Origin of the sequence: Vibrio palustris (assembly GCF_024346995.1) — a bacterium.
Classification (GTDB): domain Bacteria; phylum Pseudomonadota; class Gammaproteobacteria; order Enterobacterales; family Vibrionaceae; genus Vibrio; species Vibrio palustris.
The window spans coordinates 556,844-571,388 of sequence record NZ_AP024887.1 but is presented as its reverse complement, the minus strand read 5'-3'; the positions used below and the strand labels follow the sequence as shown (position 1 = coordinate 571,388).

Annotated in this window: 10 protein-coding genes; 2 read left to right on the top strand and 8 right to left on the bottom strand. The window is 43.2% G+C overall.

Annotation, left to right across the window (positions count from 1 at the left end):
• Positions 1-26 precede the first annotated feature (26 nt).
• The 3 genes from galM to radA all read right to left on the bottom strand — a co-directional run bounded on the left by galM (position 27) and on the right by radA (position 5,121).
• Complete coding sequence (gene galM / locus OCU30_RS02765) at positions 27-1,082, bottom strand: galactose-1-epimerase (RefSeq protein ID WP_077311257.1); 1,056 nt, start codon at positions 1,080-1,082, stop codon at positions 27-29.
• A gap of 255 nt (positions 1,083-1,337) precedes the next feature.
• The gene (fusA, locus tag OCU30_RS02760) at positions 1,338-3,422 is read right to left on the bottom strand and encodes an elongation factor G (protein ID WP_077311255.1); all 2,085 of its coding nucleotides are present in this window, start codon (positions 3,420-3,422) and stop codon (positions 1,338-1,340) included.
• A gap of 319 nt (positions 3,423-3,741) precedes the next feature.
• Positions 3,742-5,121 (bottom strand): DNA repair protein RadA, encoded by a 1,380-nt coding sequence (gene radA / locus OCU30_RS02755; RefSeq protein WP_077311253.1) that lies wholly within the window; start codon positions 5,119-5,121, stop codon positions 3,742-3,744.
• Between the two features lie 135 nt (positions 5,122-5,256).
• Between radA and OCU30_RS02750 the strand changes: the two genes are divergently transcribed.
• A complete protein-coding gene (locus OCU30_RS02750; protein ID WP_077311252.1) occupies positions 5,257-7,602 on the top strand; it encodes a PilZ domain-containing protein in 2,346 nt (781 codons plus the stop codon).
• Positions 7,603-7,621: 19 nt separating this feature from the next.
• On the opposite strand, the gene serB is transcribed toward OCU30_RS02750, so the two are convergent.
• Positions 7,622-8,602, bottom strand: coding sequence for a phosphoserine phosphatase (serB, locus tag OCU30_RS02745; RefSeq protein ID WP_077311250.1), 981 nt, complete (start codon positions 8,600-8,602; stop codon positions 7,622-7,624).
• Between the two features lie 102 nt (positions 8,603-8,704).
• Here serB and OCU30_RS02740 point away from each other — a divergent pair, with 102 nt between their 5' ends.
• Positions 8,705-9,313: a YtjB family periplasmic protein gene (locus OCU30_RS02740; RefSeq protein ID WP_077311248.1), complete on the top strand. Its 609-nt coding sequence runs from the start codon at positions 8,705-8,707 to the stop codon at positions 9,311-9,313.
• A gap of 61 nt (positions 9,314-9,374) precedes the next feature.
• On the opposite strand, the gene deoD is transcribed toward OCU30_RS02740, so the two are convergent.
• From deoD to OCU30_RS02720, 4 genes are all read right to left on the bottom strand, one after another.
• Positions 9,375-10,097 carry a purine-nucleoside phosphorylase gene (deoD, locus tag OCU30_RS02735; RefSeq protein ID WP_077311246.1) on the bottom strand — a complete coding sequence of 241 codons (723 nt, stop codon included), beginning with the start codon at positions 10,095-10,097 and terminating at the stop codon, positions 9,375-9,377.
• A gap of 146 nt (positions 10,098-10,243) precedes the next feature.
• On the bottom strand, positions 10,244-11,560 hold the full coding sequence (gene deoA, locus OCU30_RS02730; RefSeq protein WP_077311244.1) for a thymidine phosphorylase: 1,317 nt from the start codon (positions 11,558-11,560) through the stop codon (positions 10,244-10,246).
• A 46-nt stretch (positions 11,561-11,606) separates the two neighbouring features.
• Entirely contained in the window at positions 11,607-12,386 is a 780-nt protein-coding gene (gene deoC, locus OCU30_RS02725) for a deoxyribose-phosphate aldolase (protein WP_077311242.1), read from the bottom strand.
• 311 nt (positions 12,387-12,697) lie between these two features.
• A complete protein-coding gene (locus OCU30_RS02720) occupies positions 12,698-13,972 on the bottom strand; it encodes a NupC/NupG family nucleoside CNT transporter (protein ID WP_077311240.1) in 1,275 nt (424 codons plus the stop codon).
• Positions 13,973-14,545: the final 573 nt, after the last annotated feature.

Sequence of the window (14,545 nt, the reverse complement as noted above, 5' to 3'; positions counted from 1 at the left end):
CATGTGAGGTCTTTTTTCTAAGCGACTTAGGCACCAAATTGATAAATGGTGGTCGATTGATAATCGTCACCAGGCGATAACCAACAGCTTTCATGTGGCCATTCTGGATGGTTAGGAGAATCGGGTAAATATTGCGTTTCTAACGCGATACCCTGGTAAATATGATAGTCCTCACCGGTACGCCCTGGCGTACCTTCTAAAAAATTACCGGTATATAATTGAATGGCCGGTTTGTCAGTGAAGATAGTCATCGTTAACGACTTATCCGCCGCCGTTAATGAGGCAATCTCTTGATCTATTGAGGTATCACCTAAGAAGTAGCTATGATCATAGCCATTTACCATCTTAAGCTGAGGTTCGTCTAATAACCGCTCACCAATCGTATGAGGCTGACGAAAATCAAACGCCGTACCTTCTACTGGTGTTAAACCTTGCTCAAGAGGAATGCCAAGCTGATCGGTTGGTAGATAATCATCTGCTTTAATGACCAGAGTATCATCCACTATCTGATATCCATCATTTGCTCCCATGAGGTTAAAGTACGCATGGTTGGTCATGTTCACTGGCGTTGTCGCATCAGTGGTCGCTGCATAATCAATTCTGACTTGATTATCATCTGTCAGGGTATAAGTGACTTGCGCATGGACATTACCAGGGAAACCTTGATCGCCATCGGCAGAATCAATTGAAAACACGACATGCTGAGCACTACTTTCCACAATTTCCCAACGACAATGACTCCAACCTTGCACACCACCATGTAGCGTATGCTGCTCTTGATTGGCCGTAAGCTGATACGTTTTACCATCATGCTGGAATTGACCATTCGCAATGCGATTCGCGTAGCGGCCTACCGTCGCACCCAAGAAACTCGTTTGCTTGTTAAAATCATCCATTGTCGCCACGCCAAGCAACACTTCACGAGGTTTTCCTTGCACAGGGACCTGACAGCTTAACCAAGTCGCACCAATGTCCATAAACACGATCGACATACCTTGATGATTCGTCAGGGTAACCAGTGTCGCGGGCTGACCATCAAACGCCGATTGCTGAGTTAACGCTTCTAAACTGATGTGAGTCATTAAATAAAATCCTATATTTTTACGCGATACAAGCACAGTACAACGCAGACTAATTTTTTATCCACTCAGCTTAACAGCTTGAATACAAAGGGGTCTGTGATCATGTAAACAAAGGGAGAAGATTTTTTATTCTCAAGGCGAGTAACGTGGCCATCATCGAATGAATCCCCCCATCATCTCAGCCAGCTGGGAGTTATAACCATAAAAAAAGCCCCTAACAAGGGGCTTTTTATTAATAATTATTTATATAAACAATTATTTAGCTTCGTTACGTGCTTTCACATCAGCAATAACTTTTTCAGCAACGTTTGCTGGACAAGCTGAGTAGTGATCGAATTCCATAGAGAATTGACCACGACCTGAAGTGATAGTACGTAGGTGACCGATATAACCAAACATTTCAGATAGAGGAACGTCTGCTTTAATACGAACACCAGTAGAACCTGCTTCTTGGTTTTTGATCATACCACGACGACGGTTCAAGTCACCGATAACGTCACCCACGTTGTCTTCTGGAGAGAAAACGTCAACGTGCATGATTGGCTCTAGAAGCTGAGGCGCTGCTTTTGGCATAGACTGACGGAATGCACCTTTAGCTGCGATTTCGTAAGCAATGGCTGAAGAGTCAACTGCGTGGAAACCACCGTCGAACAATTCAACTTCAACGTCTAGCGTTGGGAATCCAGCAAGAACACCTTGCTCCATCATGCTTGCAAAACCTTTCTCGATTGCAGGCCAGAATTCTTTAGGTACGTTACCACCAACAACTGTTGATTTAAACTTGAAGCCAGAGTTCAGTTCACCAGGCTTGATGATGTAGTCGATCTTACCGAACTGACCAGAACCACCAGACTGTTTCTTATGCGTGTAGCTATCTTCAACTTCTTTAGTGATAGTTTCACGGTAAGCAACTTGAGGTTGACCTACTTCTAGATCCACGTTGTAAGTACGACGTAGGATATCAACTTTGATATCTAGGTGAAGTTCACCCATACCTTTCAGGATGGTTTCACCTGAATCTTCATCAGTTTCAACTTGGAATGATGGATCTTCTGCAACCATTTTACCGATCGCGATACCCATTTTCTCAGTTGAACCTTTATCTTTCGGCTTAACCGCGATTTCGATTACTGGCGTTGGGAATACCATTGGCTCAAGCGTACAAGGGTGCTTAGCATCACATAGAGTGTGACCTGTTTGTACGTTTTTCATACCAACGATTGCAATGATGTCACCCGCTTGAGCAAAAGTCAGCTCTTTACGGTCGTCAGCTTGCATTTCAACCATACGGCCAACACGTTCTGTTTTACCAGTAAACGCGTTAAGAATGGTGTCACCTTTGTTCAATTTACCAGAGTAAATACGAACGAATGTTAGGGCACCGAAGCGGTCATCCATAATTTTGAATGCTAGCGCTTTGAATGTTTCATCAGCAGAAACTACAGCGTGCTCGCCAGTTTCTTCGCCTTCTTCATTCATTAGAGGCTGTTCGTGTACTTCTGTTGGGTTTGGTAGGTAATCTACAACCGCGTCAAGTACTAGCTGAACACCTTTGTTTTTAAATGCAGAACCACAGTACGTTGGGAAGAACGCTAGGTTACGAGTACCTGTACGGATACAACGTTTGATGTCTTCAACAGAAGGCTCTTCGCCATCCATGTAAGCCATCATTAGATCGTCGTCTTGCTCTACTGCAGTTTCGATCATGTCTTCACGGTACGCTTCAACATCATCAACCATGTCTGCAGGTACGTCTTGAATTTCGTAGTTTTCTGGCAGACCAGTGTCATCCCATACGTAAGCTTTACGTGTAAGAACGTCAACAACACCTGAGAATTGATCTTCGATACCGATTGGTAGAGTCATTACAAGTGGTTTAGCTGCTAGTACGTTTTTAACTTGGTCAACAACGCGATAAAAATCTGCACCCATACGGTCTAGTTTGTTAACGAAGATCAGACGAGAAACACCAGATTCGTTCGCGTAACGCCAGTTTGTTTCTGATTGAGGCTCAACACCACCAGAACCACAGAATACACCGATACCACCGTCTAGAACTTTTAGAGAACGATAAACTTCTACAGTGAAGTCAACGTGTCCAGGAGTGTCGATGATGTTGAAACGGTGGTCTTTCCAGAAACACGTAACCGCTGCTGACTGGATAGTAATACCACGTTCTGCTTCCTGATCCATGAAGTCTGTTGTAGATTCACCGTCATGAACTTCACCGGTTTTGTGGATCGTACCAGTTAGCTTTAGGATACGTTCAGTTGTGGTAGTTTTACCCGCATCAACGTGCGCGAAAATACCAATATTTCTGTATTTCGATAAATCAGTCATTGTCTTACTCTGTTAATAAGGTATAAAGTGCGCGCAGAGTATATCATAATCTGTACAGACTGATAGCCCTACACGCCGATTCCCTAAAAAAAACTGTCTCTATATTACTCGTCTCTTTTTCGTTCTAAATCATCCCGATCTACCCACTCATATAGCGTGAAAATCTGAACCATTATCCTAGGATAATGTAAGAACGTTGCGCGTAATACACTCACGTATTTCCAGCGGTTCAGTATAGACAAAAATGAAACATCTGAGTTTTTCACTAAACGCTACCATACCGCTGAATTGTTTGGTCGAGAGGATACAGGGATTTTATTCAAAGTTCATCAAAAGCTTCAATGGCTTCCGATAATTTTTTAACCCCATGGATTTGCATCCCCTCTATGCCGTTCTTTGGCATATTCGCTGATGGGACAATCGCCTTTTTAAAGCCATGTTTAAAGGCTTCTTGTAAACGTTCTTGTCCACTTGGAACTGGGCGTATTTCTCCTGCCAAGCCCACCTCACCAAAAATCACCACATCTTTCGGAATCGCCCGATCACGGAAACTAGACAGCAAGGCTATAACCAAGGCTAAATCTGCACTAGTTTCGGTGACTTTTACGCCGCCAACCACATTCACAAACACATCTTGATCCGCCATTTGCAGCCCACCGTGCTTATGCAATACTGCTAACAACAAAGACAGTCGGTTTTGTTCTAGCCCTACGGCGACACGGCGTGGATTGGCGAGCTGCGAATAATCCACTAACGCCTGAATTTCAACTAATAGTGGGCGAGTACCTTCCCACACGACCATCACCGAACTACCGGACGTTTCTTCTTCACCACGCGACAAAAATATTGCTGAAGGATTACTGACCTCACGTATACCCTGCTCAGTCATGGCAAATACTCCCAGCTCATTAACCGCACCAAAACGGTTTTTATGGCTACGCATAGTACGAAAACGGCTATCGGTTCCGCCATCGAGTAAAACCGAACAGTCAATAATATGCTCTAACACTTTCGGGCCAGCTAAAGTTCCGTCTTTAGTGACGTGCCCAACAATAAATACCGCGACATTATTTTGCTTGGCATAACGAGTTAAGGCACTCGCCGACTCACGCACTTGAGAGACACTGCCTGGGGAAGATTGTACATCAGCAACATGCATCACTTGAATGGAGTCAATGACCATAATTTTAGGTTGTTCTTTTCGAGCAACCTCGCAAATGGTATCTACATTGGTTTCCGATAACATTTTTAGCTTATCTTTAGGCAGCCCTAAACGAGACGCGCGCATCGCCACTTGCTGTAAGGATTCTTCGCCGGTGACATACAACGTTTCCATCTGCGACGATAAATAACACATAGTCTGTAGTAACATCGTCGATTTACCCGCACCAGGGCTACCGCCAATCAAAATCGCCGCGCCAGGAACAATACCGCCTCCCAACACACGATCAAATTCCTTAAAGCCACTGGTAAATCGAGGGACTTCTTGCAAATCAATATCTGAAAGGACCTGTACCTTAGATTCGCCCACTCCCGCATAGCCATTGGCCATACGATCATTGCGTGCAGCTTGAGGGGACGCAGCTAAACGTACTTCAGTAATCGTATTCCACGCTCCGCACGCGCTACACTGTCCCTGCCAACGTGGGAAGTCTGCACCGCAGTCGTTACATACATACGCTCGTTTTGCTTTCGCCATGAAATGAATACCTTAACTGTAAATAATGACAAGAGATATGAAATGCCTAATACTAGGTATAGGGATAGATTCTCTTCTAAAGATAAATAAAATATTGCCGATTAATTTATCAAACAATGCTTCGTACAGGAAATTATGGATCAATCTGACGTACTTTCATTCGCTGAACGCTTAATTCCTGCCTATCATGCCAACGATTTTGAGTCTATTTTAGCCAATATCACGCATGATCAGCCGCCTTCAGCCAAAATACTGATAAAAATGGAACTCAATCGTCTTATGGCCCCTTGCAACAGCAATGTGGATCTTAGGGGTAAGGTTGAGGGAACCTGTCGTGAATATCAGATTGATGGTCTCACCCATTATTTCGATGATGTGGCGCTGAATACGTATCATAAAAGCATAAAAAAATTTGGTACTTATTGTTATGGCGTTTGGGAAGCACTCAATAATACACGCAATAATTACCGTGTCATTCAACAACGAAATCAAACCACAAACAATGAGGAGTCTACGGCTTTTAATGTTGAGCCTATCCGTCTTGGTTATGACATTAAGCGTATGGAAAACCGATTACGTTTAGCGACACATATTGAGCTCAATACCTCAAGCACGAATATAACAATTCATGGTGAGAGCGTAGATTTGTCAGAATCTGGGGCTCGTTTTAAACTTCCTTCCTGCTTTAAATACAAAACCGACGATATCCTTAAGGTCCGCTTTGTTGAACTTGCCAAAAATAATGATATTGCAGGATTAGAAAACACCATTGAATACAAGGTTCTCGGTGTTGACGATACCTATAGCCACGACTCTGTTGTATTTGTAAGAACACGATGCATCACTAAAACTGAAGCTATCGCTCAAGTGATAACGACTTCTCTGACAACCGCACGTCGAGAACTCGCTCATAATAATCAAGACAAAATAGCTCGCGTTCGCAGCCGGGCTTATGAACACATCTTTCTCAAACACTCAACAGGACTACCGCTATTTTTTAATGGCGAAGATTTACAATTAGCACTAGTCACTGAGAATAATCGCGCTATTTGGCGCTACTGGCATGATGAGTGTAATCAACAGACGTTAGATAACTTATTTACGCCCAAACGTATGGCAGGGCTTGCTAAAGCGAATCGCCGAGAATGTAGTGTCACTATTTATACGTTTAAATACGATCTTAAAGGCAAAACGCTCTTCTTTTCTCTTATGAAGCCAGAGGTAAAAGAAGACGTTAGACGCTTGTTCTGGCATGTCGGCGCGCAGCGCGATACTTGGAAAGTTTTTCGTTTAACCATGTATAAGCTTTCAGAGGCAGAAAAAAACATCCTGACATCCCATAATGATGAGCTACAGCATCATGCTTCAGATATGACGCATTATGGCGTACTACAAGAGATCGGAGACATTCAATCTGCTCAAGATTATTTATACCAACCTAAACCTGCTCTGAGTCCCAAATACATCAATACGTTTTGCCATCCACGTACGGTGAAACAGACTCCGATGGGAATTCACTTTGACGCATGCTCGCGGCGACGAGAACCTCGTTACCAATTCAGCACTCCTATTGAGCTGTATAGTAACGATGAATTACTCACTACAGGATCAACTGTTGATATTTCAAAACATGGCTTAAATATCACCCTAAAAGATCCTATATCAATCACCGGTGATCATCCTGTAAAAATCAACTTTATGGAATTGCAACTCTATAATAAGCAACTGCCGTTAGATCGCGTGCCCTATCATACTGTCAGAATCAGCCCTGAAGGTCGTTGTATACAATTGATGATTGATGAAAGCGCAGAAGTTATGAAAATCATCGCGTTCTTTCAAGCTATCATCGATCATAATAAAACGAAATTTATCGAAAAACCTGAAGTTCTTCCTTCTATCGAATTGCTTGAAGGTTTACACAGCATTCTACTGAGTAAACTGGTCAGTACCCCAGTTTATATAGAAAAGCTAACTCGTAGCCTAAAACCGAAAGTGATTGGGGTAAAAGTGCCACTTCCTAATTACCTTGAGCTGTTTAATCATCTCGGTTCTAGCTCAACATTATCTTTGGATCCCATCTATAAAAATCATACCAATACACTCATGGCAACGCCAATGCGTCACGTTGAAGGGCTCGATCCGCAATGGAATGAACTCTATATTCTTGTGTCCAAATTCTCTAACCGTATCCAATCTATTGAAACTCGTTTGCATAGTGACTTTAAGGATACAGAATCACGGGTCGATTACCTCAAGCAAGCCATCAACATGGGCGACTTATTAGTATTGCGCATCGCGTCCGCACCAGTACTCGAGGTAAATACCAAACTTTTGCTAAAAGATATTGATGAAATTAGTAAAATTGACATGCGCACCGCAGCTGCAACCGATAAAGAAGTCAATTCGATTACCGGCTACAGCGAGATCATCGACATTACTGATGAAGTCTTGATGCGTTTGCAGCCCCATCAAGACAATTAACCACACTATTGGGGATGAACTAAGGTAGCGTTTTCCAACTCAGTTTACGCTGCTTTACCAGCCCTGCCGATAAAATGCATAACACGCCACCAAGGCCTGAGTATCGTACTGATGTTTGTGCGCTTTGCTGCACTTTGGGTTTAGCTTGATACGCAATTCCTAATCCTGCCGCGTTCATCATAACTAGGTCGTTAGCCCCGTCCCCAACGGCAACGGTATTATAAGGTTCAATATCATGCTGCTCGGCTAATTGATGTAAGATATCCGCTTTGGTTTGTGCCGAGACAACCTCGCCTAAAACCTTCCCCGTCAGCTTACCTTGATCTATTTCTAGCACGTTCGCTTGGGCATGATCGAGATGAAGTAATTGCTGTAAATGATCTGAAAAATACGTAAAACCACCGGATGCAATTGCCGTCTTCCACCCAAACTGCTGTAATGTATGCACTAAAGGCTGGAGTTCTGACATTAACGGGAGTGATGCACGTACGCTATCTAAGATCGCTTCATCAGCCCCAGCTAGCTTTGCTACACGCTGACGCAAGCTCTGTTCAAAATCAAGTTCACCTTGCATAGCACGCTCTGTGACGGCAGAGACTTCTTCGCCTACCCCAGCCAACTTGGCTATTTCATCAATGCATTCGATCTCAATTGCCGTAGAATCCATGTCCATCACAATGAGCCCAGGTTTACTTAAATCAGGGACGTCTTGCACTATTGCATATTCAAGCCCTAATTCTTGGACAATAGCTTGACGCTCTTTCGTCAACTCTCCCGCCATCAACGCCACTTCATAGTGACCAACGCGCCACACTTCGATAATCGCATTATATTGCCCAGTAAAAAAATCAAGATCACGAAAATACTCTGGTTTAAGGCGGTCACTGAATACAATCCAATTGGCGTTTTTACGCGCAAAACAGTGTGCTTGTTGCACTTCTGGAAAACGTTGTATGAGAGATGAGTGTTTTTTAATTGATAAACTCTTTAAAGCATCCATGTATACTATCCTTTATGATGGAGACTAAACGTTACCCTATTGCAATTTAAAAACGCAAGTCTCAATATAGCCATCGCTTCATTTTTATAGGTATTCAGGTTTATGAATGGTTCGTTGTTTTCATTTCGTGTGGTCATTCGCGTCTCAGCGGTCATACTAGTAACACTGATGTTCATCGTTACCATAACTAATAGTGTTATCATTAGTAGTGGTAATGAACGCATTCAAGCCAACCAACTAGAAACCTTGACCAAAGTTCTGATTACTCAAGCGGCAATGACCGCCAGTGATATGATTGCTCAACAAGATCAAGAACGACTGTTAAGCTTAACTAATCAACTCGCCCATGACAGGCTCGTATTTGATGCTACGATTTATGATGCCGAAGGGGTCAAATTAGCCTCGAGTGATAATGCCTTAAGCGCACGAGAAATTTTAGGGTTAGATACCCCACTCCACACCGCCAGTATTGGACGACAACAGTTAGTTGAGCCGATCAAGCACGATAACGCTATTATTGGCTTTGTGCGCATTACATTTGAAACAGGTAAAGTCACCGCGATTTCTGACCATCACTATCGAAAAAGTGATCATTATATGTACTTAATGATCTTGATGAGTTTTATTAGTGGCGTGTTGCTGACCATACTATTAAGACGATCTACAACGTCCAAAGGAGAGAATTTACTTCTTAACCCGCCGACGTCTTAGTATTAAATCGAAGACAAAAAAAAACCTCCGTTCACACGGAGGTTTTTTTATTTAACTAGCATTAAGCGTTTTTGTCATCAATTAACACTGATTCCAACGCAATCTCAATCATATCGTTAAAGGTGTTTTGACGCTCATCTGACGTCGTTTGTTCCCCTGTTTTGATATGGTCAGAGACAGTACAAATGGTCAATGCTTTTGCGCCATATTCTGCAGCAACACCGTAAATACCCGCTGCTTCCATTTCAACGCCAATGATGCCGTACTTGTCCATTACGTCAAACATATCAGGATCTGGCGTGTAAAATAGTTCTGCAGAGAATAAATTACCGACTTTAACATCGGTTCCACGTGCTTGAGCCGCTTGCTCTGCCGCACGTACCATTTTGTAATCCGCAATAGCAGCAAAGTCATGATCTTTAAAACGTATACGGTTTACTTTTGAGTCTGTACAGGCTCCCATACCAATCACGACATCGCGTAATTTGATATCTTCGCTCACAGCGCCACAGCTTCCTACGCGAATCAGTTTTTTCACGTTAAAGTCTTTAACTAACTCTGTCGCATAAATAGAGCATGATGGAATACCCATACCATGACCCATAACGGAAATTTTACGACCTTTATAAGTCCCAGTATAACCAAACATATTACGAACATTACACACTTGAACAGCGTCGTCCAAGAAAGTCTCTGCAATGTATTTCGCACGCAACGGGTCACCAGGCATCAGTACAACATCAGCGAAGTCACCTAATTCAGCGTTTATATGTGGAGTTGCCATAACTATTTCCTATTGTTCATTGAAGATGAGAAACCAGCGTTTTTGATGATAACGCTCGCTCTCTAAACTGGTAAGTCGATAATAATATTGTTAGTGAATTGAGTCTACTATTGACGCTCAAAGATATACATCAATCGACGTAATCATTATAGCGTGCGATAAATTAAGGGGGTCTCATGATATTGATCGCTGACAACTACCGCAGAGCGGACGAGTTGCGCTGCTTTTTGCCATTCATTTTCATTACGTGCATGCAAAGTCGCGATGGGGGTATGTGCATCCACCACTTGACCTAGTCGCGTAATTTCATCAAGTCCAACGGAGTAATCAATACTGTCGCTGGCAACACGTCGGCCTCCGCCTAGTTCTATTACGGCCATTCCCATTCCTCGGGTATCCATAGCACTCAATATTCCCGCGTTGCTGGCAAAAACGGGCTTACTGACTGCAGCACTTGGGAAATAGTGTGAATAGCGCTCAATTATATCATTCGGCCCACCTAGACCCGCGACCATACGCTCAAAACATGTCGCTGCCTTACCTGAACTTAAAGCACGCTTTAGCTCAGCCTTTGCTGTCTCTAACGAAGCAGCTAAATTCCCCGCTACCAACATTTGTGCGCCCAAACTTAACGTCACTTCAAGTAAACGAGGGTTTTGCTTATCACCACGAAGAAAGCGAATCGCTTCTTTCATTTCCACAGCATTTCCAGCAGAAGAAGCTAAAACTTGATTCATATCCGTCAGCAGAGCATTGGTTTTTGTTCCTGCCCCGTTGGCAACATCGACAATCGATTGAGCTAACTCTTCAGACTTCTGGTAAGTAGCCATGAAAGCGCCCGAGCCTACTTTGACGTCCATCACCAAAGCATCCAAACCTGCCGCCAGTTTTTTCGATAAAATAGACGCCGTGATTAGGGATAAATTATCAACCGTCGCGGTAATATCTCGGGTGGCATACATGCGCTTGTCAGCAGGCGCTAGCTCACCAGTTTGACCGATAATCGCCACGCCGGCAGATTGAGTAACGTGGCCAAACACGGCATTTGAAGGCGTAATATTGTATCCAGGAATCGACTCAAGCTTATCTAGGGTACCTCCGGTATGACCAAGACCTCGGCCGGAGATCATGGGTACATATCCACCACAGGCCGCCACCATTGGCCCCAATACTAATGAGGTTAGGTCGCCGACTCCACCTGTCGAATGTTTATCAAGTACTGGCCCATCGAACGCCATCGAGCGCCAATCGAGCACTTGTCCAGAATCACGCATTGCACAAGTAAGAGCGATACGTTCTGGCATCGTCATTTCTTGAAAGAACACGGCCATCGCAAAAGCAGCAATCTGACCTTCCGACACCGAATGATTAGCAATACCTTGTACAAAAGCTTGAATTTCTTGCACGCTTAGCTCGTATCCGTCGCGTTTTTTACGAATCACTTCCTGAATTAATAACGCCATCTTTTCTATCCTTACGTTAGCCTATTGGGCCCATACTCGCGATGATTTAGTAAGCTGAGGGATCTGCCGTTTCATCAGTGGCATCTAACGTATTTAACAAGTTTGTAAGAAGACTTGATGCGCCAAAACGGTAATGACGCGGGCTAACCCAGTCTGGACCAAGAATGTCATCGGCCATCGCTAGATAAGCTGCAGCATCTTCAGCAGTACGTACGCCCCCAGCAGGCTTAAAGCCAACACGGTCGGCAACGCCCATATCACGTATCACTTCTAGCATCATACGAGCAGATTCTGGAGTCGCATTGACGGGCACTTTGCCCGTGGAAGTTTTGATATAATCCGCCCCAGCTTCAATCGCAATTTTTGAAGCAAGCTTAATCAAACGTTCTTCTTTGAGCTCACCAGTTTCAATAATGACTTTAAGCAGAACATTATCACTACAAGCAGCTTTACACTGACGAACTAACTCAAAGCCGCACGATTCATCACCGGCGATAAGAGTGCGGTATGGAAAGACAACATCCACTTCATCGGCACCATAGGCTATCGCTGCTTTGGTTTCGGCAACGGCAATATCGATATCATCATTCCCATGAGGAAAGTTTGTCACCGTCGCAATTTTAATCTCAGGAGTTCCTTGTTCTTGCAGTGTTTTCTTCGCAATAGGTACAAAACGTGGGTAAATACAAATGGCGGCCGTATTGCCAACAGAGCTTTTTGCGCTATGGCAAAGTGCGATCACTTTTTCATCCGTATCATCGTCATTTAATGTTGTTAAATCCATCAATTTTAACGCACGTAACGCCGCTACTTTTAAATCACTCATTACTCTCTCCAACTATGCCATTAAGAACTCGCGAAACACGCTACCTTACACAGGTGCCGCGGCTCACTACTAATGAAAAATAAAGGTTATGGCGACTAATGGCCGCGCTTAAATACAGCACGACCTGTTGCCGCTCAAACGAATGGCCTATACATTATCGTAAAAATAGACATTCGATAGTCTTGCTCAAGAAGCAAACGATTTGCATCTCAAAATAATTCAGTCACACCAATAAAAACAAAAAAACCCCGCAGCACGTCAATGCTACGGGGTTATGATTAATGGCGTCTATAGATTAACTCAACCAGCGTTTAAGCAGCTAAAGAGATAAAGAAGCCTGCAATTGTCGCGGCCATTAAGTTAGACAACGTACCCGCTGCTACGGCACGCATGCCTAAGCGCGCAATATCATGGCGACGATTTGGCGCTAAGCTACCTAGACCGCCAAGTAGAATGGCTACAGACGAAAGGTTTGCGAAGCCACACAGTGCAAATGAAATAATCGCGGCCGTTTTCGCAGATAACGCTTGCCCCGTTGAAGCAACGATATGGGTCGCTGGCTCACTGATATAAGGAACAAAGTTTAAGTAAGCTACAAATTCGTTAACAACCAGTTTTTGGCCGATGAATGAACCTGCCAGTGGCGCTTCATTCCATGGAACACCAATAAGGAATGCGACCGGTGCAAAGATCCAACCAAGAATCATTTCTAGTGTCAATTCAGGCATGCCAAACCAAGCGCCAACGCCGCCAAGTAGACCGTTCACTAACGCAATCAAACCAACAAAAGCCAAAAGCATCGCACCGATGTTGAGAGCCAATTGCATACCGGTAGCTGCGCCGCTTGCTGCTGCATCAATAACGTTAGCAGGTTTGTCATCACCACCACTAAGATCTTCATTAAGAATATCTTCGTTAGGTTGATCGACTTCTGGCTTCATGATTTTGGCGAATAATAGGCCACCTGGTGCTGCCATAAATGATGCCGCGACTAAGTATTCTAAAGGAACGCCCATTTGTGCGTAACCGGCAAGAACACCACCAGCAACCGATGCCAAACCACCACACATTACCGCAAACAATTCAGATTGAGTCATGCGTGAAATAAACGGACGAACCACAAGAGGCGCTTCAGTTTGACCAACGAAAATGTTTGCTGCTGCTGACATAGATTCCGCACGAGATGTGCCCAATGCTTTCTGTAAGCCACCGCCAAGAATACGAATAACCCATTGCATTATGCCCATGTAGTAAAGGACAGAAATCAAAGATGAGAAGAAAATAACCGTAGGCAATACACTGAATGCAAAAATAAAGCCTGCATTTTTCATATTTCCGTTAACAAGGTTACCAAATAGGAAGTTAATACCATCTTGGCCATACTCGATGACATGATTCACGCCAGCAGAAACACCCGCCAAAAGATCACGTCCCCATGGTACGTATAAAACGAAACCACCGATAATAAATTGGATAGCAAAAGCGCCACCCACAGTTCTTAGATTAATAGCTTTGCGGTTGTCAGATAATAAAAAGGCAAATGCCATGATTACTACCATGCCGACTAGGCTCATAAACAGGCTCATGGTTTATGACTTCCTTAATGGTTGAGGTGTTGGACACAGGAATAAATTTTGCCGGATTATACTGAGGTAAATATTAAAAGTAAGGACCGCTCACGCTTTTATGAACATATTTAATCCTGTACATTACTATTTGAGACACCAATCACAATGTATAATAACCAAGCCAACTAAATTAACAATTTAATAACAAATAAATAACAAAAACCAATTGCAAAACATAAATAAATAGCAACCGATTACATTTATAACATAGCAGCATTTTAACGACATATCGTTGCATTTTTATTGATAATGGCCACACAATTTTATATTAACAACATCTATTTTTATTAAATCAACTGTGGTGACCATCACAATAAATAAGAGTGAAATTTCAAAAACCATAAAAACATTACCAAAAGTGGGATATAGATCAGTTTTATATTCCTTTTCATGGCTTTTACTGCCCCTAGCTCAAGATCAACACTGCGCCAATGTACAGCATAATGATGATGAAATATCTTTATGCTGTACGTGGCTTGCTCACCAAGATGCATTAGACCGTATTAAAACGTTTGCTTTGTAACAACACAT

Excerpts from the sequence above, each read along its gene's own strand:
- deoA (WP_077311244.1), bottom strand. The coding sequence starts at position 11,560 with ATGGCGTTATTAATTCAGGAAGTGATTCGTAAAAAACGCGACGGATAC.
- serB (WP_077311250.1), bottom strand. The coding sequence starts at position 8,602 with ATGGATGCTTTAAAGAGTTTATCAATTAAAAAACACTCATCTCTCATA.
- galM (WP_077311257.1), bottom strand. The coding sequence starts at position 1,082 with ATGACTCACATCAGTTTAGAAGCGTTAACTCAGCAATCGGCGTTTGAT.
- deoD (WP_077311246.1), bottom strand. The coding sequence starts at position 10,097 with ATGGCAACTCCACATATAAACGCTGAATTAGGTGACTTCGCTGATGTT.
- OCU30_RS02750 (WP_077311252.1), top strand. The coding sequence starts at position 5,257 with ATGGATCAATCTGACGTACTTTCATTCGCTGAACGCTTAATTCCTGCC.
- deoC (WP_077311242.1), bottom strand. The coding sequence starts at position 12,386 with ATGAGTGATTTAAAAGTAGCGGCGTTACGTGCGTTAAAATTGATGGAT.
- fusA (WP_077311255.1), bottom strand. The coding sequence starts at position 3,422 with ATGACTGATTTATCGAAATACAGAAATATTGGTATTTTCGCGCACGTT.
- OCU30_RS02720 (WP_077311240.1), bottom strand. The coding sequence starts at position 13,972 with ATGAGCCTGTTTATGAGCCTAGTCGGCATGGTAGTAATCATGGCATTT.
- OCU30_RS02740 (WP_077311248.1), top strand. The coding sequence starts at position 8,705 with ATGAATGGTTCGTTGTTTTCATTTCGTGTGGTCATTCGCGTCTCAGCG.
- radA (WP_077311253.1), bottom strand. The coding sequence starts at position 5,121 with ATGGCGAAAGCAAAACGAGCGTATGTATGTAACGACTGCGGTGCAGAC.